This is a genomic window from Mycobacterium sp. P4_H6 (assembly GCF_056400845.1).
This window is the reverse complement of the sequence record NZ_JBFUKN010000010.1, coordinates 68,233-93,668: the sequence shown is the minus strand read 5'-3', so window position 1 is coordinate 93,668 and position 25,436 is coordinate 68,233. Positions and strand designations below refer to the sequence as shown.

General features: G+C 69.6%; 23 protein-coding genes. 5 read left to right on the top strand and 18 right to left on the bottom strand.

All coding sequences use genetic code 11. The annotated features are described in order from the left end of the window. Positions 1-65 precede the first annotated feature (65 nt). Positions 66-761 (top strand): FadR/GntR family transcriptional regulator, encoded by a 696-nt coding sequence (locus AC1DTF_RS06540; protein ID WP_477473488.1) that lies wholly within the window; start codon positions 66-68, stop codon positions 759-761. Between the two features lie 207 nt (positions 762-968). On the opposite strand, the gene mbp1 is transcribed toward AC1DTF_RS06540, so the two are convergent. From mbp1 to AC1DTF_RS06470, 14 genes are all read right to left on the bottom strand, one after another. Next, complete coding sequence (gene mbp1, locus AC1DTF_RS06535; protein WP_057167629.1) at positions 969-1,208, bottom strand: microaggregate-binding protein 1; 240 nt, start codon at positions 1,206-1,208, stop codon at positions 969-971. Between the two features lie 81 nt (positions 1,209-1,289). Next, on the bottom strand, positions 1,290-3,224 hold the full coding sequence (locus tag AC1DTF_RS06530) for a potassium transporter Kup (RefSeq protein WP_477473487.1): 1,935 nt from the start codon (positions 3,222-3,224) through the stop codon (positions 1,290-1,292). 3 nt (positions 3,225-3,227) lie between these two features. Next, positions 3,228-4,313, bottom strand: coding sequence for a sulfate/molybdate ABC transporter ATP-binding protein (locus tag AC1DTF_RS06525; protein WP_477473486.1), 1,086 nt, complete (start codon positions 4,311-4,313; stop codon positions 3,228-3,230). After that, positions 4,310-5,041: an ABC transporter permease gene (locus tag AC1DTF_RS06520; RefSeq protein ID WP_477473500.1), complete on the bottom strand. Its 732-nt coding sequence runs from the start codon at positions 5,039-5,041 to the stop codon at positions 4,310-4,312. Before AC1DTF_RS06520 ends, AC1DTF_RS06525 begins: the two co-directional genes overlap by 4 nt. 77 nt (positions 5,042-5,118) lie before the next feature. Continuing rightward, positions 5,119-5,874: a molybdate ABC transporter substrate-binding protein gene (gene modA, locus AC1DTF_RS06515; protein ID WP_477473485.1), complete on the bottom strand. Its 756-nt coding sequence runs from the start codon at positions 5,872-5,874 to the stop codon at positions 5,119-5,121. Beyond that, positions 5,871-6,275: a TOBE domain-containing protein gene (locus AC1DTF_RS06510; protein ID WP_477473484.1), complete on the bottom strand. Its 405-nt coding sequence runs from the start codon at positions 6,273-6,275 to the stop codon at positions 5,871-5,873. Before AC1DTF_RS06510 ends, modA begins: the two co-directional genes overlap by 4 nt. Positions 6,276-6,382: 107 nt before the next feature. Further along, positions 6,383-7,273, bottom strand: coding sequence for a hypothetical protein (locus tag AC1DTF_RS06505; protein ID WP_477473483.1), 891 nt, complete (start codon positions 7,271-7,273; stop codon positions 6,383-6,385). Between the two features lie 39 nt (positions 7,274-7,312). Then, entirely contained in the window at positions 7,313-8,029 is a 717-nt protein-coding gene (locus AC1DTF_RS06500) for a TetR/AcrR family transcriptional regulator (protein WP_477473482.1), read from the bottom strand. A 14-nt stretch (positions 8,030-8,043) separates the two neighbouring features. After that, on the bottom strand, positions 8,044-9,537 hold the full coding sequence (locus AC1DTF_RS06495) for a sodium:solute symporter family transporter (protein ID WP_477473481.1): 1,494 nt from the start codon (positions 9,535-9,537) through the stop codon (positions 8,044-8,046). Between the two features lie 85 nt (positions 9,538-9,622). Beyond that, positions 9,623-10,654 (bottom strand): isopenicillin N synthase family dioxygenase, encoded by a 1,032-nt coding sequence (locus AC1DTF_RS06490; RefSeq protein ID WP_477473480.1) that lies wholly within the window; start codon positions 10,652-10,654, stop codon positions 9,623-9,625. Positions 10,655-10,661: 7 nt separating this feature from the next. Further along, complete coding sequence (gene atzF / locus AC1DTF_RS06485) at positions 10,662-13,163, bottom strand: allophanate hydrolase (protein ID WP_477473479.1); 2,502 nt, start codon at positions 13,161-13,163, stop codon at positions 10,662-10,664. After that, positions 13,160-16,768 carry an urea carboxylase gene (gene uca, locus AC1DTF_RS06480; protein ID WP_477473478.1) on the bottom strand — a complete coding sequence of 1,203 codons (3,609 nt, stop codon included), beginning with the start codon at positions 16,766-16,768 and terminating at the stop codon, positions 13,160-13,162. Before uca ends, atzF begins: the two co-directional genes overlap by 4 nt. Further along, positions 16,765-17,445 carry an urea amidolyase associated protein UAAP2 gene (locus AC1DTF_RS06475; RefSeq protein WP_057167618.1) on the bottom strand — a complete coding sequence of 227 codons (681 nt, stop codon included), beginning with the start codon at positions 17,443-17,445 and terminating at the stop codon, positions 16,765-16,767. The genes uca and AC1DTF_RS06475 overlap by 4 nt, the downstream gene beginning before the upstream one ends. Further along, positions 17,442-18,305, bottom strand: a complete 864-nt coding sequence (locus AC1DTF_RS06470; RefSeq protein ID WP_477473477.1) for an urea amidolyase associated protein UAAP1 — start codon at positions 18,303-18,305, stop codon at positions 17,442-17,444. Before AC1DTF_RS06470 ends, AC1DTF_RS06475 begins: the two co-directional genes overlap by 4 nt. 216 nt (positions 18,306-18,521) lie before the next feature. On the opposite strand from AC1DTF_RS06470, the gene AC1DTF_RS06465 reads away from it, so the two are divergent. From AC1DTF_RS06465 to AC1DTF_RS06455, 3 genes are all read left to right on the top strand, one after another. Next, a complete protein-coding gene (locus tag AC1DTF_RS06465) occupies positions 18,522-19,409 on the top strand; it encodes a hypothetical protein (protein WP_477473476.1) in 888 nt (295 codons plus the stop codon). Beyond that, complete coding sequence (locus AC1DTF_RS06460; protein WP_477473475.1) at positions 19,406-19,939, top strand: putative immunity protein; 534 nt, start codon at positions 19,406-19,408, stop codon at positions 19,937-19,939. Before AC1DTF_RS06465 ends, AC1DTF_RS06460 begins: the two co-directional genes overlap by 4 nt. A 63-nt stretch (positions 19,940-20,002) precedes the next feature. Next, positions 20,003-20,641 (top strand): hypothetical protein, encoded by a 639-nt coding sequence (locus AC1DTF_RS06455; RefSeq protein WP_057167614.1) that lies wholly within the window; start codon positions 20,003-20,005, stop codon positions 20,639-20,641. A 1-nt stretch (position 20,642) separates the two neighbouring features. On the opposite strand, the gene AC1DTF_RS06450 is transcribed toward AC1DTF_RS06455, so the two are convergent. The 3 genes from AC1DTF_RS06450 to AC1DTF_RS06440 form a co-directional block, all read right to left on the bottom strand. Further along, entirely contained in the window at positions 20,643-21,098 is a 456-nt protein-coding gene (locus tag AC1DTF_RS06450; RefSeq protein WP_477473474.1) for a GreA/GreB family elongation factor, read from the bottom strand. A gap of 119 nt (positions 21,099-21,217) precedes the next feature. Next, on the bottom strand, positions 21,218-22,729 hold the full coding sequence (locus AC1DTF_RS06445) for a PucR family transcriptional regulator (protein WP_477473473.1): 1,512 nt from the start codon (positions 22,727-22,729) through the stop codon (positions 21,218-21,220). Between the two features lie 32 nt (positions 22,730-22,761). Continuing rightward, positions 22,762-23,250: a DUF309 domain-containing protein gene (locus AC1DTF_RS06440; protein ID WP_477473472.1), complete on the bottom strand. Its 489-nt coding sequence runs from the start codon at positions 23,248-23,250 to the stop codon at positions 22,762-22,764. Positions 23,251-23,467: 217 nt separating this feature from the next. On the opposite strand from AC1DTF_RS06440, the gene mbtM reads away from it, so the two are divergent. Beyond that, positions 23,468-25,048: a long-chain-fatty acid--ACP ligase MbtM gene (gene mbtM / locus AC1DTF_RS06435; RefSeq protein WP_477473499.1), complete on the top strand. Its 1,581-nt coding sequence runs from the start codon at positions 23,468-23,470 to the stop codon at positions 25,046-25,048. Here mbtM and AC1DTF_RS06430 read toward each other — a convergent pair. After that, entirely contained in the window at positions 25,045-25,371 is a 327-nt protein-coding gene (locus tag AC1DTF_RS06430; RefSeq protein ID WP_477473471.1) for a DUF732 domain-containing protein, read from the bottom strand. The two genes, mbtM and AC1DTF_RS06430, sit on opposite strands and share 4 nt — an antisense overlap. Positions 25,372-25,436: the final 65 nt, after the last annotated feature.

Sequence of the window (25,436 nt, the reverse complement as noted above, 5' to 3'; positions counted from 1 at the left end):
GAACTGGCCTACGTCTGATCTCTTCCACCTGCGGGTATTCTGTGGCCCGGAGAGTAGGTGAGTCAGTGGCAGAGCAACTGAGACCGGTCACCAGGCCGCGGCTGTACGAGGTCATCGTCGAACAGCTGTGTGGGTATATGGCCGACAACGACATGGCGCCGGGCGATCGGCTGCCCGCCGAACGCGAGCTCGCGGCGAACCTCGGCGTGAGCCGCGCCTCCCTCAGTCAGGCCCTCGTGGCATTGGAAGTGCAGGGCGTCCTCTCGGTCCGGCACGGGGACGGCGCGATTCTCATCCGGCGTCCCACCGAAGAGCGCGCCATCAAGGCGCTGCGCGAACATGCCGACCGGATCCCCGACATCATCGAGGCGCGCGAAGCACTCGAGGTCAAGCTGGCAGGCTTGGCGGCGCTGCGCCGCAGCGAGGACGAGATGACGGCCATCGACGCGGCGATCGCGAAGATGGACGCAGAAATCGCCTCCGGCGATCGAGGTGTGGTCGGCGATGAGATGTTTCACGAGGCGATCACCACCGCGGCGCATTCGTCGCTGCTGGCCAAGTTGATGCACGAGATCTCCGGCCTCGTCCGGGAGACGCGCATCGAATCGCTCTCCCAACAGGATCGGCCGAAGGCATCGCTGGAGAGCCACAGGCGCATCGCCGAGGCGGTGCGGCGGCAGGACCCGGCCGAGGCCGGCCGCGCGATGGCCGAACACATCATGATGGTGTCGGACGTGGCGTTGCTGCGCGCCGCCGACTAGCTGCCGGACATCCGCGAAAAGCGGTCTGGCTCAGAAAATTCGGAACGGCCCCGGGAAACACACCGGGGCCGTTCCATGGGCCTGGAGCTACCCGCTCCGGAAAGTCTGGTGGGGTACCCGTGCGCAGCGGGTGGTCGCGCGCGACGGATCTTCCGCGAAACGATGGGCCCCGCCGGTGGCGGGACCCATCGCTACGTAGGCGGGGTATTACTTGGACTTCTCCGCTGCCTGCTGGCGTGCCTCGGAAGCTTCGGCTGCGCCGCGGGCGGCCTCGGCCTCGGCTTCCTTCTTGGCCACGTCGCGCTCGGCCTCGGCCTTGTCCTGCTGGGCCTTGCCCTCTTCGCGCAGGGAGTCGTTGTCGGTCACCGTGCCGGCAACTTCCTTGACCTTGCCCTTGACGTCTTCGACGATGCCGCTCACGGCGTTCTCGGGTCCACTGTCAGCCATCAGGTTCCTCCCCAGATCGATGTTGATCGCTGGGAGCCTTGGTACCCACAAGATCGCCGACTCAATCATCAATGACCCAGATCACACTTCCATCCGCGAGCCGATGAGGATCGTCCGGTCCTGGGGCAGGTGGAAGTAGCCGGCGGCATCGGCGGTGAGGAAGGACGTCGCTACGAACAGTCGCTTGCGCCAGCCCGTCATGTCGGTGCTGTCCCCGGGCACCAGCTCCAGATGCGACAGAAAGTAGGAGGCCTTGTCCAGGTCGACGCCGCCTTCGGTGACGTCGGCGGGCAGCATCCGCAGCGCGGCCGGGACATCGGGTCGCTCCATGTAGCCGGCGTGCACCGTGACGTGCACGATGCCGTCGTCGTGGTACCCGAGGGCGTCCACGGCGATGCGCTCATCCTCGGTCAGTCGTGGGACCGGCAGGGTCTCCACCGACACGATGATCACGTGTTCGTGCAGGACGTGGTTGTGTTCCACATTGGCCCGCATGGCCAGCGGGGTGGTGTCGTCGGTGCGGTTGAGGAAGACCGAGGTGCCGGGAACACGTGCCAGTGCCGGCCGCCGGTCGGCCAGCTCGTCGATGAACGGACGCAGGGGACCCTCGATCTCGCGCCGTGAATCGGTCACCAGGTGCCTGCCGCGCTGCCAGGTGGTCATCACGGTGAACGCGAAGATGGCGATCGCCAACGGGAGCCACGCGCCGTGCACCAACTTCGTGAGGTTCGCGGTCAAGAACATCAGGTCCACGGTGAGCAGCGCGCCCCCGCCGATCACCAGCAACCACAGCGGCCACTTCCACTGCTGGCGTGCGTAATACAGGAACAGCAGGGTGGTGATGGTGATGGTGCCGCTCACCGCCATGCCGAAGGCGTAGGCCAGCGCCGCGGAGGTCTCGAACGCGAACACCAGCGTGAGCACCGAGACCATCAGCACCCAGTTGATCCACGGCACGTAGATCTGCCCGATGGCCTTGGCCGAGGTGTGCGTGATCCGCAGCCGCGGCAGGTATCCCAGCTGAACGGCCTGCGAGACCACCGAGAACGCTCCGGTGATAACCGCCTGCGAGGCGATCACGGTGGCCGCGGTGGCCAGCAGGACCAGCGGCAGCCGCGCCCACTCCGGAGCGAGCAGGAAGAACGGCGCGCTGTGCACGGTGTCGTCGTGCAGCAGCAGCGCACCCTGGCCGAAATAATTCAGGGTGCAGGCCGGCAGCACCAGACTCAGCCAACCGAACACGATGGCACGCCGCCCGAAGTGGCCCATATCGGCGTACAGCGCCTCGGCGCCGGTGACCGCGAGCACGATCGCGGCCAGCGCGAAGAAGGCAATGTGGAAATGCCCGCCGATGAAGGCGATGGCATACGTCGGTGACAGCGCCGCCAGGATGCCGGGATTGGCGACGATACCGTTGATCCCGCAGGCGCCGATCGCGACGAACCACACGATCATCACGGGGCCGAAGAAACGGCCGACGACCGCCGTGCCCTGGCGCTGCACGCTGAACAGCGCCACGATGATCACCGCGGTGATCGGCACCACCCAGTCCTTGAGGTCGGGTTCGATGGTCTTGAGTCCTTCGACCGCCGACAGCACCGAGATGGCGGGCGTGATCATGGAATCGCCGAAGAACAGTGCCGCCCCGAACAGGCCGAGGAACCCGAGCGCGATCGCGGTCCGGTGGCCCCGGGTGCCTGCGCCGCGCCGGAGCAGGGTGATCAGCGCCATGATGCCGCCCTCGCCGTGGTTGTCGGCGCGCATCACCAGCGTGACGTAGGTGAAGGTGACGATGAGCATGACCGACCAGAAGATCAGGGAGACAACCCCGTACACGTTCGACTCGTCGAGCGGCACCGGATGGGGGTCGGCCGGGTTGAACACCGTCTGCAGGGTGTAGATGGGGCTGGTGCCGATATCGCCGAACACCACGCCCAGCGCTCCGACGATGATCGCCAGACGCAGCGGTCGGATCTCGGGTGCCGCCGGGCTCTCTACGAGGTTGTCTTCGAGCATGCCCTACATCATTGGTGCCAGCGCCGGATGAAGCTGCACTTCCTGCGATTTCACCACGAAGTACACGTCTTTTCCGGGTTCCAGGTCCAGATCGGCGGCCGCCGCGGCGGTGATGTCGGCGGACAGCACGGTGCCCGCGTCGCGGGGATCGGTGCCCCGGACCCGCACCGTGGTGCCGTGGATGTCGAGTTCGGTGATGGTCACCGCGATGACGTTGCGCGGGCTGGCGTGTGGAGCGCTCAGGTGCACCGCCACCGCGGCGGGGCGGAACAGCGCGATCGCGGGCGCGCCGACGGGTAGCTCCGAAATGCCGGAAAGATCAGCGCCCCAAGGTGTCCGGAGGATCCCGGGCTCGGTGATGGATCCCGGTACCAGGTTCACTCCGGCGATGGTGGCGGCGAACTCGCTGCGCGGCGTCGTCAGCACCTCGCGGACCGGACCACTTTCCACGATGCGGCCACGGTCCACCACGATGACCTTGTCGGCGATGGCGAGCGCGTCGAGCAGATCGTGGGTGACGATGATCGCGGTGCGGCCGGTGCCGCTGAGCACCTCGCGTAGCAGGCGGCGCATCGCCGGGGCGGCGGTGACATCGAGGGCGGCCATGGGCTCGTCGAGCAGCAGCAGCCGCGGCTCGGCGGCCAGCGCGCGGGCCAGCGCCACCCGTTGCGCCTGCCCGCCCGACAACTGGGCGGGTTTGCGTTCGGCCAGCTCAGCGGCGCCGACAGCGTCCAGCCAATGCCGGGCGGCAGCGCGGGCCGCGCTGCGGGACAGGCCGCGGCAACGCGGGGCGTAGCCGACGTTGGCGGCGACATTCAGGTGCGGGAAGAGCATCGCCTGCTGCGAGAGCATCGCCACCCCGCGGGCGTGTGCCGGCACGAATGTGCCCGCGTCGGTGTCGGTGAGGACGGTGCCGCCGAGTTCGATGCGCCCGGTGTCCGGTTGCAGCAGACCGGCGATCAACAGCAGGAGCGTCGATTTGCCTGCGCCGTTGGGGCCCAGCACGGCCAGCACCTCGCCGTCGGCGAGGGACACGTCGAACTGGACGTCACGCCGCCGCAGGCTGGCCGACACCCGCACGGCGCTCACAGCGGGCCCGCCAGCCGCCGGGTGCCCGAGGCGATCACGATCGCCGCCGCCACCACGATCAGCAGCAGTGACAGCGCGACGGCGGCGTCGGCATCGGATTCGCGCTGCAGGTAGATCTCCAGCGGCAACGTCCGGGTGACGCCCTGCAGTGAGCCGGCGAACGTCAGCGTCGCCCCGAATTCACCGAGGGACCGGGCGAACGCCAGCACCGCGCCCGAGAGCAGTCCGGGCAGCACCAGTGGCAGTGTCACGGTGCGCAGCACGGTGGTGGGCCGGGCACCGAGGGTGGCGGCGATGTGCTCGTAGCCGGTGCCCGCCGTGCGCAGGGCGCCTTCCAGGCTGACGACCAGGAACGGCAGTGAGACGAACGACTGGGCCAGCACCACCGCGGTGGTGGAGAAGGCGATCCGGACACCCCACAGATCGAGGTACTCGCCGAGCAGTCCCTGCCGACCGAAGGTGTACAGCAGCGCGATGCCACCGACCACCGGCGGCAACACCAGCGGCAGCAGCACCAGGGCACGCAGGAGGGACTGGCCGCGAAACTGGCCGCGGGCCAGCACGAGTGCCATCGGCACGCCGAGCAGCACACAGACCACGGTGCTGGCACCGGCGGTCTTCAAGCTCAACACCATTGCGGCCCGCGACGATTCGGAGGTGATGAGCGGGATGAAGTTCGGCCAGTCGATCTTCAGCAGGATCGCGATCAGCGGCGCGACCACGAACATGGCGCCGAGCGCGGCGGGCAGGTAGACCCAGGCCGGCAGGCCGACCTGGATCAGCCCGCCGTCGCGCCGTGCGGCGGTCACGGCGCGGCGAAACCCGCCGCCGTGAGTACGTCCTGGCCGGCGGGGCTGGTCACGAGGTCGACGAACGCTTGTGCCGCTTGCGGATTGGCTGCGTCCTTGAGGATGGCGATGGGGTAGGTGTTCACCGCGTCGGCGGCCTCGGGGAACGCGACGGCGGTCACCTTGTCACCGGCGCCTGCGGCATCGGTGACATACACCAGCCCGGCATCGGCCTGCCCGGAGGTGATCTTGCCCAGCACGTCGGTGACGGCGGACTCCTCACTCACCGGGGACAGCTCGACGCCGGCGGCCTTCTCGACCTTCTCGGTGGCCGACCCGCACGGCACCTGGGGTGCGCACACCACCACCTGGGTGCCGGGCTCCGTCAAATCCGCGAAAGCGGTTATGTCTTTGGGGTTTCCGGGTGCAGTGACGATGGTCAACGTGTTGGTGGCGAAGTCCACCGGGGAGCCGGCGACCACCCCGGCGTCGGAGGCCTTGGTCATGTTGTTGGTGTCGGCCGAGGCGAACACGTCGGCCGGGGCGCCCTGGGCGAGTTGAGCGACGAGGTCGGAGGAACCGGCGAAGTTGAAGGTGACTGTGGTTCCGGGGTRGTCGGTCTCGAACCGCGAGCCCAGTTCGGTGAACGTCTTCTTCAGAGACGCCGCCGCGAACACGGTGAGTTCGGAGGCTGCCGGTGAATTCGAGGCCTGGGGTGAGCATCCGGCAAGCAGTGCCGTCACGCCGAGCGCAGCGAGGGCCAGCGATTTCACGAAATTCCTCCGGGGGTTTCGACGACGACATTGGTGGCTTTGACGACGGCCACGGCCAGCGCCCCGGGCTCCAGGCCCAGCTGCTGTGCCGAGGCAGTGCTCATCAACGAGACCACGGTGAACGGGCCGCACTGCATCTCGACCTCGCTCATCACCCGATCCGAGGTCACCTTGGTGACCAGGCCGACGAGCCGGTTGCGGGCCGAACTGCTGGCGCCGGTGGGGTCGGTCGGCGGCGTGGCCTGTTCGCGGACGAACGCCGCCAGTACATCGCCGGCGATGACCTTGCGGCCGGTGTCGTCCTTGTGCGCTGCCAGCACCCCGCTGTCGATCCAGCGGCGCACGGTGTCGTCGCTGACCCCGAGCAGGGCCGCGGCCTCTTTGACGCGAATCTCCGGCATATGCGTACCCTATCGGTAAAAAGCTCCGCAAATGCGGTTCATGGTACCCGCGTCGACTCTGCGGTCAGGGTGCGCCCTACTCGCACTTCTGCGCCTTCAGTGCAGAGTCAACGACCGCCCAGCGTCACGAACACCATGTCGAGCACCCTGGCTCGCCCCGCCCCCTGCGCGGTCCGGCGGGACACCGCGTTGAGCCGGTCGATGGTGCCGATCAGGAACCGGTCCCCGTCCGGTGTGAGGTGCGCGGCCCAGTACGCCTGGGCGTGCGCGGCGTAACCATGCCCGCTGTGCTCGACCGCCACCACCTCCTCGTTGATCTCCTCGCCCTCGATCCAGCCGATGCGACCCGGTGCCACCGCCAGCAGACCGACCACGGACTCGCCCGACTGCACAGCGTGCACCTCCCCGTTCGCATGCCAGTCGCGCAGATCCTCCTCGGCGGCCGCGGTGATATTGCGGGCCAACTCGGGCGACAGCTCTCGATATCGAGCGGTCACCATGGATATCGCGTCCTCGGCGCGGGCGAAGGGCGCCAGCACCACCTGCGGTGCGGGCGCACGCATATCGCGGCACCGCGCGACGTGAATGGTCTTGTCGAGCTGCACGTTCGGACCCGCGAGCCGGCCGGGACGGCACGTCAGGCGTAGCGCCGACGGCGCGAACGTCGCCCACTCCCGAGCGACACAGTCGCGCAACCGGTCCGGGTCATCGAAGCTGTGCGCCACGATCTCGATGAAGGGACGGCCGATATCGCGACCGTAGAAGCGGATGCCGCCCAACAGGTTTCCGTGTGCTGTGCGGATCACCCGGTGCAGGTAGTCGTCACTGACCACGCCCGGCAGGTCGATGTGCTCGGAAAACGATCGGGCGAATGCGGCATCGGTGGTACGGGCCAACTCACCGTCCAGCCACGTCTGGAGCCGCTGCCGGCCGTCGGCACCGAACAAGGCGGTCGCGAGGTCACGTTCATCGGCCAGCGAAGGCCAGGAATCGGGCATGCCGCCATTCAACGTGCCCGCATCATGGAGCTCAACGCATTATTGCGAAGCTCCCACCTCGTCGGCCACCACCCGTGACGCCGCCCGCAGCGCCTCCCAGTCGCCCCGCCAGCCCAGCAGGTGCACGGCGAGATCGGCCGTGCGCTGCGGCTGATTCGGCACGCCGAGCCCGTCGACCCGCAGGTTCGGCAGCGTCTCGACCAATCGGAAGACCACATCGCCATCCACCCCGACATCGAGGGCGTCCGGCGCCGGCGGATCCAGKTCGGCCAGCACACGGCGCGAGAGGTCGTGATAGGCGTTGCGCAATTCGGTGCGCTGCCGGTGGAATTCGTCGAACTGCGGATCGCGGACCTCGGGCAGCAGGTACAGGATGCCCAGATTCCACGGGCTGTCCCACAGCAGCCGGCAATCCAGATGGCTCAGTGCGTGCAGCAGCACCACCGCGGGTTCGGGCCGGTCCCGCAACTGGTGCGCGGCCCGCAGCGAGGACACCACAGTCCCACTGAGCAGGGACGCCAGGATGTCGTTCTTGGTGCGGAAGTGGTGATACAGCGAGGCCTGGCGGATCCCGACGGCCTCGGCGATCTGCCGGGTCGAGGTCGCCGCCACGCCGAGGGTGGTGAACAGTTCGGCGGCCGCGTCCAGCACTTCATCGCGGGCGGTCTTGCCCGGCCGCTTACGTCCCTCCAGTCGGGGTCGGCCGCTCGCGGGGGTGCGCACGTGTCGATCCTGCCAGGTGGGCAGGACCGACACGTGCGGGACGTTGCTCAGGGCTGCGCCGACGTGAGGATGGCCGGGGCGGGCTGCACCTCCGGTTCGGCCGCCTCGACAGGCGCGACCGGCCGCGAGGTGAGTGCGGCGACCAGCACGTAGGCGATGAGCGACGCGGCACCGGCCAGCAAGGTGCTCCAGCCGTCGGCTGCCGTCGTCACCCAGTCGTTGGGCACGTAGAACAGGGTGTTGTCCACGCCGTAGATGGTGGGGGTGAGTACGAAGAACGTCAGTCGCACCCCGATACCGACCACGATGGCCGCGCCCGCTGCCGCGGCGCCGCCACGCGACCAGTACAGCCCCAGGACGAACGGCACCACCAGGCTGGCCAGCAGCAGGTCGAAGGACAGTGTCAGCAGGATGCCGGTCTGCGGCACCCGCAGCGCGACCACGCCCGCCAGGACGGCCATCGGCAGCGTCGCCCACCGGGTGGCGCGCAACACCCGCGGTGTCATCACCGGCGCATCGGCGTCGATGCGTAACACGTTGCGCACCAGCACCGCCGCCGTCGCGAGCAGGATGCCACTGACGGTGGTGAGGGTGGCCGCCAGCAGTCCGGAGATGACGATGATGGCCAGCCACACCGGCGCGTACTGCGCGAGCAGGGTGTAGAGGATCGGCCCRTCCGCCGCGGCGTCGCCGACGATGCTCACCGCGGCCAGCGCGACGAACGACAGCGGGATGCAGAGCATGAGGATGCCCGCGGCCGCGGCGAAGCACGCCTTCTGGGCCCCGCCGGGGGTGCGGGCGGAGAACACTCGCTGCATCAGGTCGATGGCCACCAGGTTGCCCAGACCGAGGGCGATGATGGTGGCCCAGTTGATGACCGCACCTGATGAGCTGGAGGTGAGCTGCTCCAGATCGCCGACACCCATACCCTCGGGCGCGCTGAAGCCGTGTGTGGTGCCCGTCCAGATCACCAGGGCGACAACGCCGATGATGTTTACGACGACGCAGGTGACGCCGGTGTAGACGCTGGCGAACATGCCGCCGGTGATGGTGTAGAGCAGCGCCAGCGGGATGGTCAGCACGATTCCGTAGGCGTAGGAGACGCCGACGAAGCGTTCGAGCAGGAAGCCGATGGCCACCAGGTTGCCGGCCAGCAAGATGATGAAGCTGGCGATGGTCAGGTAGGACGAGGCGACTTCGGTGGCGCGGCCGAACCGGTTACGGAAGTACTCGGGCAGCGTCACCACATCGGTGGTGCGCATGCGTTTGGCAAAGAACAGTCCCATCAGCAGCAGGCACAGAGCCAGGCCGATCGGCAGTGCGGCCCCGGCCCAGAAGCCGAAAGCCGCCGACAGGTCGGCATTGCCGATGGTGGCGTTCGAGTCGACCGGTTGGGCGATGAGGACCGCGGCGACCAGGGCGGCGGGCAGCGCGCGGCCCGCGACCAGATAGTTCGAGCAGTCGCCGCGTACCCGTCGCGCGGAGACCACGCCGCTGACGGTGAGGATGAGCAGGAATATGGCAACGCCGGTGATGATCATGGCGAACTCCAAAGGGGGAGGCGGATTTCAGGAAGTGAAAGGCACACGGCGCCGTTGCCGGTCGAGCGGGTACTGCGGGACAGAACTAGCGATGCAGCAACGCATCTCGCCCGAAACTGTCCAACGGTTGGGCACCCTCGGGCATCGTCACCTCCCCTCGGCGGACCCGGTCCTGCAGGTAACGGAAGCTCTGGGCGGTCTGGGCGAACAGGTGATCGCCGGCGATCACGGTGGGCCGGACCGAGGTCGCGTTCCCGCCGATGAAGGCGTCCAGTGGGGCGACCACGGTGTCGGCGTCGACGTTGACGAACAGCGGGAAGGAGTAGCGCTCCTCGGCGACCTTGCGGACCCGGTGGCTGGTCGCCACGAACTCGCCGTTGGTCCAGATCTCCAGCAGGTCACCGATATTGAGCACAAACGCTCCGTCGATGAGCGGCACGTCGACCCAGGCGCCTGCGGCGTTGAGCACCTCCAGTCCGGGCGCGGTGGGCCGCAGCAGGGTGAAGCATTCGTAGTCGGTGTGTGCGCCGATCCCGGGACGGTCGGCCGCGGCCGGGTCATACGGGTAGTGGATGAGCCGCAGCTGTGACGGCGGTGCGGTGACATACCGGTCGAACCGGTCCGCCGGCTCGTCGAGCGCCACCGCGAAGGCCCGCAGCAGGATCCGCGACAGCGCGAATACCGCGTCATACCAGGCCGTCACGGCTTCTTTGAAACCGTGCAGTCCGGGCCACTGGTTGGGCCCGAGCAGGGGGTGCCCTGCCAGGTAGCGGGGGTCGTCGGCGGGCAGATCGATGGACAGGTCGAAGGCCTCCTTGGCGTCGGCGGTGCCTGCGGAGAAGATCTCCTCCCCGGGCGGTACGTAGCCGCGGTGATTGGAGGAGTTGGCGATGTGCACGCGTTGCTTCTCGGCGTCGGACAGCGCGAAGAACGCCTTGGTGCGTTCCAGCAGTGCCTCGAACAGCGCGGAATCCACGCCGTGCCCGATGATCTGAGCGAAACCGACATGGCGGGCGGCATCGCCGAGCGCGTGGACCGCGGCGCGGTAGCCGGGGCCGGACTCGTCGAGCAGCCCCGAGACGTCCAGTACCGGGATATCGGTGAAATCGGTGGTCATATCAGTCCTAAAGGGCCAGTAAGGGTTCGGAGCGGTCCAGGGCGACGGTCCATCGGCGCCGGACGGGTGTGCCTGCGGTGTCACGTTCTGCGACGGTGATCTCGCCGGACCCGAGCTCGGGTGCCAGATCGTCACCGATACGGAAGGGCAACGTCGATCGGGTGATGACCCAGCGGCCGTCCTCGACGGCGCCGAGCGAGATGTCCAGGTCCATCAGGGCGCGCGCCGACTCCAGATCGCCGTGGGCCACGGCGTCCCGCAGCGTCACACCGGGCGCCGGTGCGAGTCCGGCGGCCCGCCCCCGGACATAGCCGAAGTGCTCACCCACCCGCAGCAGCATCCCCGGTCGGCCGGTGTCATCGTGCAGCGCCAATTCCAGAGCACTGGCCTGCGGTGGCCCTGACGTCCAGTCCTCGAAATAGTCGCGGCCGATTCCGGTTTCGACGAGGATCCCGTCGGTCAGGTGTAGCCGGCCGCGGTCGGGCAGCGGATCGGCCGGGTGCAGATCCACCTCCCGCCACCACGTCCACGCGGCGCCGTCGTCCTGCAGGCGCCCGGCGAAGGCCTGCTGTTCGCACAGCGCGAGCAGGTCCTCGCGGGTCAGTTCATCCAGCGCGCGGCCGGTGATGGCAGGCATGCGGGCCGGGGTCCGTAGGTCGATGTAGAGCTCGCCGGCCTGCAACCACTGCACCTCGGTGGTGGTGTCGACGACAGTGCCGGGCACCGCCATGGCCAGGCGGCGCCAGACGCGGTGACCGAGATCGCCGCGGGTGACGTCGGCACCGCGGCCGACGCGGCGCAGATACCCGGGCCAGTCACCGTGATGGGTGATGTCCTGCCCGGCATCCCACGCCTCGGCGGTGCACCCGAAACCGACGACCTCGGAGCCGTCGGCGAGCGTCGCCCGACCCAGCGACATCGGTGCGGGTAGTGCGGCCAGGAAATCGCCGAGCATCGCGGTGCCGATGAGCCAGAGCTCGCCGTGGATGGCGGCGCCGTCACCGGGGGCGACGCGCGCCAGCCCGGGCTTCGGCGGGTCGGTGTTCAGCCGGGCCAGCCGGTACTGCGGTGCCGTGCGCACCGGCCCGCACCAGCGTGCCCCGCGGTCGTCGAGCTGCCAGGCCAGCGGCTGACCGCGCAGGTGCGCACCCACCACCAGCAAGGCGGTGGTGTCCAGCCCGGCCCGCGCCGGCCACGGTGTGGTGGGCGTGGGGGCCGACGCAGCGCCGGGCAGTGCGACGTCGTCGGTGCTCGATGCGACCCGCCGCGCCAGGTCCAGTGCCAGGGCATCGGCACCGGCGCGGGCGAGGACGCTGACCCCGAATTGGGTGCCCTGCGTGTCGGTTCCGGACGGCACGGCAACCGCGCACAGGTCCATCAGATTGCAGAAGTTGGTGTAGGTGCCCATCCGGGAGTTGGCCCCGATGGGGTCGGCGTTCACCTCGGCGATGGTGGGATGCCCGGTGGTGGTGGGGATGAGCAGGGCATGGCAGTCGCCGAGCTCGGCCATCGCGGCCGCTGTGAGCTCGGCCAGGCGCACCCGGTCGGCCAGCAGGCGGGTGGCCGGTACCGCACCGGCCGCGCCGATGATGCCGGCCACGGTCGGATCCAGGTCCTCGGCGCCTCGGTGGGCGTCCACGAACGCGCCGACGGCCTCGTGCCGTTCGGCGACCAGACCCCCGTCATACAGCAGTCGGGCCGCCTCCAGGAAGGGGTCCAGGTCGATCTCGACGATCTCGATATCGCTGGCGAACAGGCGATCTGCGGCGGCACGGAACCTCTGCGCCCACTCCGGGGTGAGTCCGGGGAGTGCGCGGGGCACCGCGACCCGGGTCGCGGGCGGTGCGGCCAGCGGGGCGTCGTGCGGGAAGGGCCGGGCGCCGCCGGCGATCACGCCCATGGCGGTGTCGGCGGTGTCGATATCGCGGGCGAACACCGTGACGCAGTCATACGAGCGGCAGGCGGGCACCACTCCGTCGGTGGGGACCACGCCGAGGGTGGGTTTGATCCCGACAATGCCCTGCAGGGCGGCCGGGACCCGCCCGGATCCGGCGGTGTCGGTGCCCAGCGCGATGTCCACCAGGCCCAGGGCGACGGCCACCGCGGAGCCGGAACTGGAGCCACCCGAGATGTATTCGGGGCGGCGGGCATCCCGCACCGCGCCGTGCGGGCTGCGGGTGCCGACCAGGCCGGTGGCGAACTGGTCCAGGTTGGTCGCACCGATGATGACCGCTCCGGCCGCACGCAGCCGGGCGACCACCGTGGCGTCGGTGGCGGCGGGACCCTCGGCATAGCCGGGGCACGCGGCGGTGGTCGCGATACCGGCGATGTCGATGTTGTTCTTCACCGCGGCGACCAGACCTGCCAGCGGCGACGGCTGATCCCGGGCGTCGATCTGTTCGGCATCGGCCAGCGCATCGGCCAACGGCCGCAGGGTGATCCAGATCTCCGGGCGGGCGGCGGCCTCGATGGCCGCGTAGGCGGCGCGGACCCGCGCCACGGCACTCATGCTCGACCGCCGGTGCCGACGACGACCAGCGGTGTGCCGGGATCGACCAGGTGCCCCGCCGAGACCAGGATCTGGGTGACCACACCGTCGGACGGTGCGCGCAGGACGGTCTCCATCTTCATCGCCTCCAGTGCCAGCAGCGGTTGACCGGTGACGACCTGTTCACCGATGGCCACATCGACCTTCCACACGCTCGACGAGAATGGTGCGTCGACGCGTTGATCCCCGTCACCGAGCACCAGGTCCTCCTGCGGCACAATGGCATTGGTGGCGGCGCGCTCGGCCCGGTCGAATTCACCGGCTCGCTCCCAGGCGGCCCGTTCGGCGCCGAAGGCGGTGGCCTGCTGGGCGCGGAACGCGGCGATATCGTCAGCGTTGTCGGCCAGGAACCGGTCGTGCTCGGCCAACGAGAAGGTTCCGTCGGTGATGTCGACCGAACCCCGGCCGGCGGCCATGTCGGCGCGCAGCTCCAGCAGTTCCTCGGCCGACACCGGATACCAGGAGATCCGGTCGAAGAATCGCAGCAGCCAGGGGCTGCCGGGCTCGAACGGTGCGGTGTGCCGGTACCGGCTCCACACCTGGGTGGTGCGGCCGACGAACTGATATCCGCCCGGGCCCTCCATACCGTAGATGCACAGGTAGGCGCCGCCGATGCCGACCGAGTTCTCGGCGGTCCAGGTGCGGGCCGGGTTGTACTTGGTGGTGACCAGTCGGTGCCGGGGATCCAGCGGAGTGGCCACCGGCGCACCCAGGTAGACGTCGCCGAGACCCAGGGTCAGGTACTCCGCGGCGAACATCGTGTCGTAGACATCGGCCTGACCGGCCAAACCGTTGATGCGCCGGATGAATTCGATGTTGGACGGACACCACGGCGCGTCATCGCGGACCCCGGAGGTGTACCGGGCGATCGCCTCGCGGGTGGCCGGGTCATCCCAGCTCAGCGGAAGCCGGACCTGACGGCTGGGGACCACCAGCTCCGAGGAGGCCGGCAGGTCGTCCTCGATCTCGGACAGCAGGCCGAGCAGCCGGGGGATCGGCAGCACGTCCGGGTCGACGTGCACCTGCAGCGATCGGATGCCCGGGGTCAGGTCGAGAATCCCGGTGGCGCTGCCCACCAGCCGCGTGTGCAGGGCATGCACCCGGGCCCGCAATGCGAGATCCAAGACGATGTCGCCGTATTCGATGAGCACGTTGTCATCGCCGCTGCGCCGGTAGGTGACCGCCGGAGCGCCGCCGACACCGGCCCGGCGGGCCAGCACCCCGTCATCGCCGTCTCCGCCACGGGGTAGCCCGGCCACCCGGTGGACTCCGAGTGCGGCCGGTGACGGTGCCTGGGCCGCGCGCACCGGCACGAATCGCACCGTGTCACCGGGGCGTAGCTGCCCCAGTTTCCAGCGCTGCGCCGACACCACGGTGACCGGGCAGACGAATCCGCCGAGGCTGGGACCGTCGGGGCCGAGCAGGATCGGGGTGTCGCCGGTGAAATCCAGGGCGCCGACGGAGTAGGCGTTGTCGTGGATGTTGGACGGGTGCAGGCCGGCCTCGCCGCCGTCGGGGCGGGCCCACTGCGGTTTGGGTCCTTCCAGCCGGACACCGGTGCGTGCGGAGTTGAAGTGCACGCGGTAGGCGGCCTCGAACAGGGTGTCGATATCGCCGCGGGTGAAGAACTCCGGTGCGCCGTGCGGGCCTTCGGTGACGGCCAGTTCCCATTCGGTGCTGAAGGCGGGGCGCTCGTCATGCGGTACGGGACCATCGGACTCGACCGTTGCCGGGTGGGTGCGCAACACATCTCCGGCATGCAGCTCGCGACCGCCGTGCCCGCCGAACCGGCCCAGGGTGAAGGTGGAGGCGCTGCCCAGGTAGGCCGGCACGTCGAGACCTCCGGCCAGCAGCACATAGGTGCGCAGGCCCATCGTCTCGGCCGCGCCCACATCGAGCACACCGTCCGCGGGGATCTGCACGGGTTCCCACATCGGGACCGGCACACCGTCGACGGTCACCAGGCATTCGGCGCCCGTGACGCAGACCGTGGTCGGGTGGGTGAACCGCAGCGCAGGACCTGATGCGGTGCACTCCAGTCCGGCGGCGTTCTCCGGGTTGCCCAGGGCGCGGTTGCCGAGCCGGAACGACAGGTCGTCCATCGGGCCGCTGGGGGGCACGCCGACCTGCCACAGCCCGATCCGTCCGGGCACATCCTGCACGGTGGTCAGCAGGCCGGGCCGGTCGACGGTGATGCGGGGCCGCGGGTCGGTGACCCCGGCGAGGGTGGCGGTGCTGTGCCGGGCCGCGCGCACATCGTCGTGATCGATGGCCGCGCAGAGCATTCCGATGTTGACCTCGATGCCGTGCAGCTCGGTGCCGGCCAGCGCCTGGCCCAGCCGGGTCAGTGCGGTGTCGCGGTCCTCGGCCCGGGTGATGACCTTGGCCAGCAGCGGATCGTAGGACGCGGTGACCTCGGTACCGTCCTGCACCCAGCCGTCCACCCGGACATCGGGAAAGGCTTCGGGGTCGGGAAAGCGGACCGCGGTGATGGTGCCGACGCTGGGTCGGTAGTCGCGGGTCGGGTCCTCGGCGTAGATACGCGCCTCCACCGAATGGCCGGTCACCGGCACTGTGCCGGAGGGGTATTCGTCGAGCATGCGCGCGTCGCCGACCGCCAGCCGCATCATCCAGGCGGCCAGGTCCACTCCGGTGACGGCCTCGGTGACGGGATGTTCGACCTGCAGGCGGGCGTTGACCTCGAGGAACGAGGCCTCTTGGCGTGCCGCGTCGTAGACGAATTCGACGGTGCCCGCCGACCGGTAGCTCACCGACGCGGCCAGCGCGCGCGAGGTGGCGTGCAGTTGCTCACGGATCGCATCGGGAAGCGCCGGCGCGGGTGCCTCCTCGATCACCTTCTGGTGCCGGCGCTGCAGCGAGCAGTCCCGATCGCCCAGGGACAGCACCCGTCCGGCGCCGTCGCCGAAGATCTGCACCTCGACATGGCGGGCGTTCTCCACGTACCGCTCGACGAACACACCGGCCGAGCCGAAGCTGCGCTCGGCCTGGGACACCACCCGCTGATACGCCGAGCGCAGATCGTCGGCGGTGCGGCACACCTGCATGCCGATACCGCCGCCACCGCCGGTGGCCTTGAGCATCACCGGATAGCCGATCACCTCGGCGGCGGCCACCGCGGCGTCCGGATCGTCGAGCAGATCGGAACCCGCGAAGATCGGCACACCGGCAGCCCGGGCTGCGGCCCGCGCGGTGTGTTTGGTCCCGAACTCACGCAGCTGATGCGGGGTGGGCCCGGCGAACGCGACGCCGGCGGCCTCCACGGCGGCGGCGAAATCGGCGTCCTCGGAAAGGAATCCGTATCCGGGATGCAGGATGGTGGCACCGGAGGATGCCGCGGCGGCGAGGATGGCCTCGGTACACAGGTAGCTGTCTCGGGGCGCGGCAGGTCCGACCCGTACCGCGTCATCGGCCAGCGCGACATGCGGGGCGCCGCGGTCGGCGTCGGAGAACACCGCGACGGTGCGCATGCCGAGGCCCTGGGCGGCGCGGATGAGCCGCACCGCGATCTCGCCGCGGTTGGCGATCAGAACGTTGTGCGTGCTCACACTGCCTCCCCATGTCCGGTTGCTGCGCCCGCCCCGGCAGGTCGGGTGACGATCATCCGGACCGGTGTCGGGTCGAATGCATTGCAGGGGTTGTTGATCTGCGGGCAGTTCGACACCAGGACCAGGGTGTCGATATCGGCGCGCAGGGCGACCCGCTTACCAGGTCCGGACAACCCGTCGACGATGCCGAGCGCACCGTCGGGGTCCACCGGCACGTTCATGAACCAGTTGATGTTGCTGGCGAGATCCCGTGCGCCCAGCCCGTGCCGGGACCCCTCCAGCAGGAAGTTCTCCAGGCAGCCGTGCTGGGCGCGGGTGTGCTGGCCGTACCGCAACGTGTTGGATTCCTTGGAGCAGGCGCCGCCCAGGGTGTCGTGCACGCCCACTTCGTCGGCGACGACGGTCATCAACGCGTCTCCGGTGTCCGCGCGCAGCACCGATCCGGTGGTCAGCGTGATCCGGCCCTGGCGACGGATCGTCTCCTGTGCCGAATACCGCACGCCGGTGTCCGCGGCGGCGTAGAGCAGGCAGTCGACGGCCTGGTTGCCGGCGAGGTCGACGATGGTGAGGACGTCGCCGGCGGCCACGACCGCCGACCAGGCGGCGCGCGCTGCGACGTACTCGTCGAGCACGACCGTCCCTTCGATCAGGGCGGGCACGATGGCAGTGGTGGTCACAGCTGTCCCCTTGCGGTGAGGTCGGCATCGGTGTTGGCGATGGCTTGGCGGTGTTCGGGTCCCAGCGGCCCCACCAGGTCGCCGTCGGTGAGCCGGCCCAGGTGGGCGGGTGCGGGCCAGGCGTGGATCAGCAGCGGCGAACAGGTGAACTCTGCCCGGGGATCCAACGGATGAGCCGTATTGGCCACCAGCACAATGGCATCGACATGCAGCAACAGCTCCACCGAGGTGTTGGCACCCGCTGAACCGAGCCAGTCGAAGGTGCCGTCGGCCTGCACGCGGACCCCCTGGAAGAACGACACCGAGGGTGGCAGATCGCGGCGGTCCAGGCCGTGTTTCAGCGCGGCGAGGGTGAACAGTTCACGGCCGGCGGGGGAGGGGGACTCCGGTGCGGCCGCACCGTAACGCTCCAGATTGCCTGCACGCGTGGAGGTTCCGGTCAGTGCGTCGTGGGATCCGGAGGTGTCGGAGACGATGGTGGCCAACGCCCGGCCGAATCCGCTGAGCAGCGGATGGCCGTTGCCGAGGTAGGCCTGCCACGGCACCTTCACGGTGTCGGCGACATTGAGTCGCTCATGGGGTGCGTCGGCGCGGTGCAGCAGCAGGTGTGCGCAGGCGTCACCGACGGTGTCGGTGAGCCGGATCCTGGTGCCGCGGGCCAGTGTGGCGCTCGAATAGCCGCCCGGTGCCACGGTTTCGGACCACACCAGGGATTCGGCGGGCACCGCCGCAGGTGCCGTCGGGGACGACGACGCCGGAATGTGGCGCATGAACTCTGCGGTGCGTCCGTGCTGGGCGCGGGCATGCGCGCGGGCCCCTGCCGTGGTGGCGGTTTCGGACGCCGTGTCGGTGCTGCTCACTGACCACCCTCGAGAAGTCGGGAGCCCGCCGGGAAGGCGGGCTTTCTGTCAGATGACAGTTTTCGCGCCGGGCGGGCGGTGGTGGTTGCCGTGATGTAACCGATGATTCGGATGCTGTTAACAGCGTGCTGCGAATGTTTCTGTCAAGTGACAGGTATCGGCGGTTCCGGTGCTGCCTAAGCTCGACATCGCAGGGAGCCGGTGGAAGGAGAAGTGGTGTTCGAGCGCGCCAAGTTCATGGTCAGGTTCGCCGGCGCCTACCGACGCTCCCGCGGTAACGGCGGCGAGCACGAGGCGGCGCTGCAGGCCGCCACCGACGCCATGTTCAGGACGAACCGCGTCAACGTGCCGGACTCGGTGTACGAGATGTGGAGTGACCCGGGCGACGAACTCGGATTGGACGGCGGGGACTGGTTCGGCGACGGATCCCTGGAGATCACCGCCGCCCATCTCCGGCTGCTGCGCACGGCGCGGCTCGGCTGGGACGGTGCCGAACGCGGGGCGCCGATGCTGGATCCGGACCGGCCGTACGGCCGCGCCGACCTGCTCGCCCAACTGGCCGAGGTCTTCGGGACCGAGGACGCCGACGAACTCGGCCGCCGCCACGTCGAGATGTACTTCGTGCTGGCCCGCGCACTGCGGCACGGCACCCTGGCGCCCGGCCGCTACCCGCTGACGAACCTGCAACCCGCGGAGGTGCGTAGCGCCTTGCGCGGCTACGGCGAACTGTCCGGTGACGATGCGGGCCTCGATGGTGACGGGCAGGTGATCGTCACCGAGGATCATCTGCAGCTGTTGCGCGCCATCGAGATCCGCTGGCCCTCGGAATATGAATGCGGAGACCGGCTCGACGCCGGCCGCTACCCGGCGGCCGCCGCCGATCCGAAACGGCCCTACGGTGACTACACCTTCATCGAGGTGGACATGGCGCGGATCCTCGGCGCGCTGCCACCGGTCTCTGGTTCGGCCGTCTTCGAGCCCGGCCCCGAACTCGCATACCGGCTTCAACGCCTGCACTGGCAGATGCTGGGCACCATGCAGGTGTTCCTGGAACGGATGGAACTGGCGCCGGGCACGTACGGCCTGTACCCCGACCACCCATGACACCGGTCGCCCTCGACCTGTCGGCCGACGACCTGCGGGTCGTCGCCCGGTATGTGGCGACGGCAGCTGAAGCGCTGCTTCCGTTCTATACCGACATCCATCCCGATGATCCCCGGCCACGCGACGCCGTCGCGGCGGCGTGGCTCTTCGCCGGCGGTGCGCCACGCACCGCACTGCAGCGCACCACCTCGATGGACTCGCACCGTGCAGCGGCGTCCGCGGCCGGTGAGGTCGCGCGGCTGGCTGCTCAGGCCGCCGGGGACGCGGCGTCCGCCGCCTACCTGCATCCGATCGCCAAAGCACATCAGGTGGGCCACATCCTGCGCGCCGATGCCAACGCCGCACGAATCGCCGAGATCACCGCCGGCTCCGACCCGGCCGCCGCGCAGGGCGCGATAGCGCGGGCCGCCGCCCGCGCCACACCCGAGCTGCGCGAGATTCTGCGGCGCTATCCGCCCGCCCCGGCCGGCCGCAGCCGCACCGCTCAGCTGATGGAAATCCTGGACGGCGCGCTGCGGACAACCCCGTAGAACTGGGCAAACACCCGATGCGGGCGACCTGCCCGCCGGCACCGCGTTGCTACGATTGCCGGCGTGCCTGACGAAACCACGCCCGAGGACGACGCCGTCCGCGAGGACACCGCTTCGGAAGACGAAGCCAACGAGGTGAACGGCAGCAAGCAGGCCGCACCCGCAGACACGACCAGCGACGACGCGGAGCAGCCGGCCGGACGCAGCCCGGTGGTCATCGCCGTCATCGCCATGCTGCTGGCCATCGCCACCCTCGGTGCGTCGGCCTACATGTGGCGCAATCCGCTGACCCCCATCGACGCGCCCACCGCACAGCCGACCGAGGCACCGGAGCCGACCTTCACCGACGCCCAGCGCGACGAGGCGAAGGCCAAGGTGTGCGACGCATTCCTGGTGGTCAGCACCGGGGTGGCCAACAGCAGCGGCCTACAGGCCGCCGACGGTGACGCCATCGGCGCCATCGCCATCGCCACCAACGCACGGCTCGCGCTCTACGGCGGGGGTCAGTACATGCTGAACCGGGTCGACCCCGCCACCGAGCCGCAACTCGCCGAGGCCGCACGGGCCTTCGGCAACGCGTTGATGGACGTCGGGGCCGCCGCGGTCGCCAACATCCCGAGCGACGACCCGGCACACCAGGAACGTGTGAAGGATGCCGACGACGAGAACGCCAAACTGCAGGGCATCTGCAACCCGCAGTAGATCAGCCGGCGGCCGGGTCCGGTGTGCGCACCCCGTACGGCGCCGCGTCGAGCAAGGTCACCGACACCTGTGCGCCGCTGGGCACCCGATAGCTGCGCTGTTCCCCGGGACGGGCACCGGAGAGCGCATCGCCCAGCGGCGACTGCGCCGAACACACCTCCAGGTCCCCGAGCTCGGCGATCGGCGTGCCCAGCAGGAAGGTCTCCGTCTCACCGGTGCCGTCGAAGCGCACGGTGAGAATCATTCCGGGTTCCGCGATTCCGTCATCGGCCGKCATCTCGTCGATGGCGGCGTTCATCAGCAGATCCTGGATCTGCCAGATCCGTGCCTTGCGGGCCTGGTGCACATCCCAATCGGTGGTGTCGTCATCGGCGCTCACCGCCAGTAGGTCGGCGAGCTCGGCTTCCATCCGGTCGCGGGCCTGCCTGCTGATCCACACCTGGTGATTCGGGCGCATGGGTTCTCCTCATCGGCCGTCGATCGGGCCGTCCCCTCGATGGTGGCCCGGGCGCACCCCGGGGGGCTTGCCCGGACGGGACAACCGGACCCGTGGTGTTTGTCGGTTCCCGACATGCCTCAGTGCGCTGCGAGCTCGATCGTCATCGCCAGCCGTTTGTGCGGGTCGTCGAGGTCCAGCGTGGTCACCTCCGCCATCTTGCGCAGCCGGTAGCGCACGGTGTTCTCGTGGACACCGAGCGCCTCGCCGGCCTGCGCGAGGTCGCCCTGCGCGGTCAACCAGGCCCGCAACGTCGCCACGTACTGGGTGGACTGCGCGGCGTCGTGACGCCGTAGGTCGGCCACCGGTCCGCGCGCCGGCACCCGGGTGGACCTGGCCGCGGTGCGCAGCCGCTGCAGCAGGATGTCGTGCCACGATTCGTCGTAGGCGGGTACGGCATCCGGGGTCGACGGGTCCTCGTGCAGCGCCAGGCACTCGTCGGCCTCTTGCCGGGCCGCCGCCAGTTCGGTGGCCTCGGCCGGCGCGCTGATACCGGCCCGGATCGTGGTGTGAGCCGGCAGCGCGGCGCGCATCGCGCTCACCCAGCGCCGGGCCGGATCGACATCCTCGCTCGGCAGCACGGTGTAGAGGGTGTTGCGGCCAAGGCTGCTGCGGCCCGGACGGGACCAGCCGAATCCGGAGGTGGCGTGCTCGAACGCGAGCAGTAGCGCGGCATGCGGTTCACCCGYGATGTCGGCGTGCACGGCGATCACCCGCAGCGCGGTCTGGCGCAGCCCGAGCCTGCTGGCCGCCGTGGCGGAATCGGCGGAGCCCTCCAGCAGCCGCGCCACCAGATCGGACTCGACCTGACGTTCCAGGTCGGCGCTCGCGCGGGAGCGCAGGACGTGCATGGCCACGGTGCGTGCACCGTCGGACAGTGCCCGGCGCCGGGTGTCGTCCAGCGGTTCCCGGCACGTCACCCAGACCGAACCGAGCAGCTCGCGGCCGGCCCGCACCGCCACCACCGTCCGCCCGGTCAGGCCGTTGGCGGGATCGGCCTCGACGAACATCGGTTCGTCGGAGATCGACAGGTGTGCGAAAATGCCACGGGCGCTGAGTAACTCGTGCACGGCCGGGGGTGCCTGGCGGTTCAGGATGGTGTCGGCCCGGGCCGTATCGGCGTGCGCCTGCAGCCGCGAGTACGCGAGCAGCCCCGAATGGGCGTCCTCGATGGTGACCGCGCAGCCGATCGAGTCGGCCACGCTGTCGGCCAGCGCGAACAGATCGGTGGGGCCGCGGCCGGCGGCGGTCTCGCGGCCCTCCAGCACCAGCCCGTAGACGATGGCGGCCAGCTCGCTCCACGGCACCGCCGGGTCCACCACCAGCACCGCGATCCCGGATTCCTCGCCGACGCCGGTGTCGTCACCGCGGCTGAGGACGGCCACCGACTGGCTGGAACGCGCCCACTGCAGCGCCTCGGGCACCGATTGCGCGCCGACGGCCAGTAGTACATCGCCGATGACCGGGCCGCTCCCGGCGGTCGCCTCGTGCAGCACCACACTGCGCAGCACCGCCGAGCGCGGTATCGCCGAGTTGCACAAGCGCACGCCGTAACTGCCCAGGACGTTCACCAGGCGGTCCAGGGTGACCATGAGCCGCTCCTCTATCGTGCCGGATATCCAGCCTAGTCAGCGCCGAGTAGCCGGATCCGCAGCAGGTCGGGGGCGATATCGCGGCCGGCGTCGAGATCAGCGGCCAGTGCGTCGGCGCGGCCGATCAACCCGGCGACGTCGATGCCGTACCGGGCGGGCAGGTCGATCAGGCGCAGCCGCCCCGATGCCCGGCGCAGCAACGAGGCCGCACCCGAGCGGTTACCGCGTTGCACGTGGGTGATACCTACCGCCAGCTGCGCCAGGCCCTGCCACAGCGCGCGTTCCTCATCGGGGCCGTCCTTCCACGCCGACTCCAGCACCTCGTGCGCGCCGAACGCCTGCCCGCGGTCGAGCAGATCCTGGGCGTAGCGCAAGGTCTGCGCCGGGGACAGCCGGAGGTCGTCGGGGATGCGTGGCACGCCGGTGCTGCCATAGGGCAGTGGCCGACCCAGCGCATCGCGGGGCCGGGTGTTGCGCGGCCGTCCGGTGTCGTCGCGGTCGCGCTCGGCATCGGAACCCACCGCTACAGCTTGGCAGTAGCCGCTGGCGCCGGGCGGTCCGCATCGACGATCGGGCCTCGCACCGGTAGCTGAGGAACTCCTCAGCGACCGGCCAATAATCCGGCCCGATGCGCGGCAGGTCATGGATTTGCGCACAACCACCGAACCGTTGTCAAATTGTCGCCGTCGTCAGCGGACGAAACCACAACGAGCAAACGTCATATAGTTTCCAGTCATGGTGAACCCTCTGGCGTCCGCGCTGGCCGAGTCGTTGACCGCCGGCGCCGGCGATCTGGTGCTGCTCGCCGACGGCCAGTGGATCCGCCACCCGTGGCCGGAGATCTACGCGCGTGCGGAGAACGTCGCCGAATATCTGCTCACCGAGGACATTCGCCGTCTGGGTCTGGTCGGCGAACCGACCGCCGAACTGATCTCCTCGGTCATCGGTGCCTTCCTGGCAGGCTCGGCGGTGTCCATCCTGCCGGGACCGATCCGCGGTGCCGACACCACCCAGTGGGCGCAGGCCACCCAGGCCCGGTTCCGGGGCATCTCGGCCGGGCGGGTCGGCAGCCAGGGTGTCTATCTCGAAAAGCTCTCCAGCGCAGGCGAATCACCGGACATCTTCGACCTCGCGACGGTCGCCCATCCACGGCGGTCCACAACCTTGCGGCTGCCGTGCCTGGACGCTCCGGTCGCGATCATGCAGGGCACCGCGGGGTCCACCGGCACGCCCAAGACCGTGCAACTGCCGCCCGCCGCGGTGCTGGCCAATCTCGGCGGCCTCAACGACCGGATCGGGGTCCGTCCCGGCGATGTCGGATGCTCCTGGCTACCGCTCTATCACGATATGGGCCTGAGCTTCCTGCTCTCCGGGGCGCTGGCCGGCACCGACGTCTGGCAGGCGCCCACCTCGGCGTTCCAGGCCTCACCGTTCCGCTGGCTGAATTGGCTGTCCGAGAGCGGAGCGTCGGTCACCGCGGCGCCCAACATGGCCTACGGGATGATCGGCAAGTACTCGCGGCGGGTCACCGATGTCGATCTGTCTGCCCTGCGCTTCGCGCTCAACGGCGGCGAACCCGTCGACTGCGAACTGACCGAGCGCTTCGCCACCGAGATGGCACGCTTCGGCTTCTCCGCGGGCGCGCTGTCACCGTCCTATGGTCTGGCCGAATCCACCTGTGCGGTAACGGTTCCGGTGCCCGGTGTCGGTATGCTCATCGATGAGACGGTGTTCACGACCGAGGGCGGCACCGCGCCGCGCCGGCATGCCATCCTGGGTGCGGCCATCCCCGGGATGGAAGTCCGCATCGAACCCTACGAGAACGCCGCCACCGAGGTCGCCGACCGTGAGCTCGGCGAAATCGCCATCCGCGGCACCTCCATGTTCTCCGGCTACCTCGGCGAGGCGTCCCGTACCGCCGAAGAATGGTTCCGCACAGGCGATCTGGGCTACTTCGTCGACGGCGGTCTGGTGGTGTGCGGACGCGCCAAGGAGATCATCACGGTGGCCGGCCGCAACATCTTCCCGGCCGAGGTCGAACGGATCGCCGCACTGGTGCCCGGGGTGCGCGAGGGCGCGGTGGTGGCCGTCGGCGTCGGTGAGGGTTCCATCCGCCCCGGCCTCGTCGTCACCGCGGAGTTCCGCGGCCCCGACGAGCCGGGTGCCCGCGCCGCGCTCATGCAACAGGTCGCCTCGGGCTGCGGTGTGGTTCCCGCCGACGTGGTGTTCGTCAAACCGGGCACGCTGCCCAGGACGTCGTCGGGCAAGCTGCGCAGGCTGGAAGTGAAACGGGGCCTCGAGGTCGCGGCCGGCGGTTAGTTGTTCATCGAGTGCCAGGGGCAGAACGCCACCGTCGCGGTGCCCACCACGAAGGACGCGACATCCTCGGGCACTGCGTCGGATGCCATCACAGTGTCGACCACCGAGAGCTGGCTGACGCCGGTGTCCATGGTGCGGCACAGGTTCTGCGCGCTCGTCAGCGCCGCGGGTGCGGTGTAGAACTCGGGGATGATGCCGGCATTGGTCAACGCGTTGAGATAGGCACGTTCGGTCTTCGGGTCGGCTCCGGCGGGCGCCGCACCCAGTAGCGCAGCCGACGCCACGGTAAGGACGGCCAGGCCGCCGAACAGACTTCTGTGCATGACACGAAGGTAGGTCATCGGCAGCCTCATCAGCGCCCATTCCGGCTTTCGTGGCCCATCCGCAA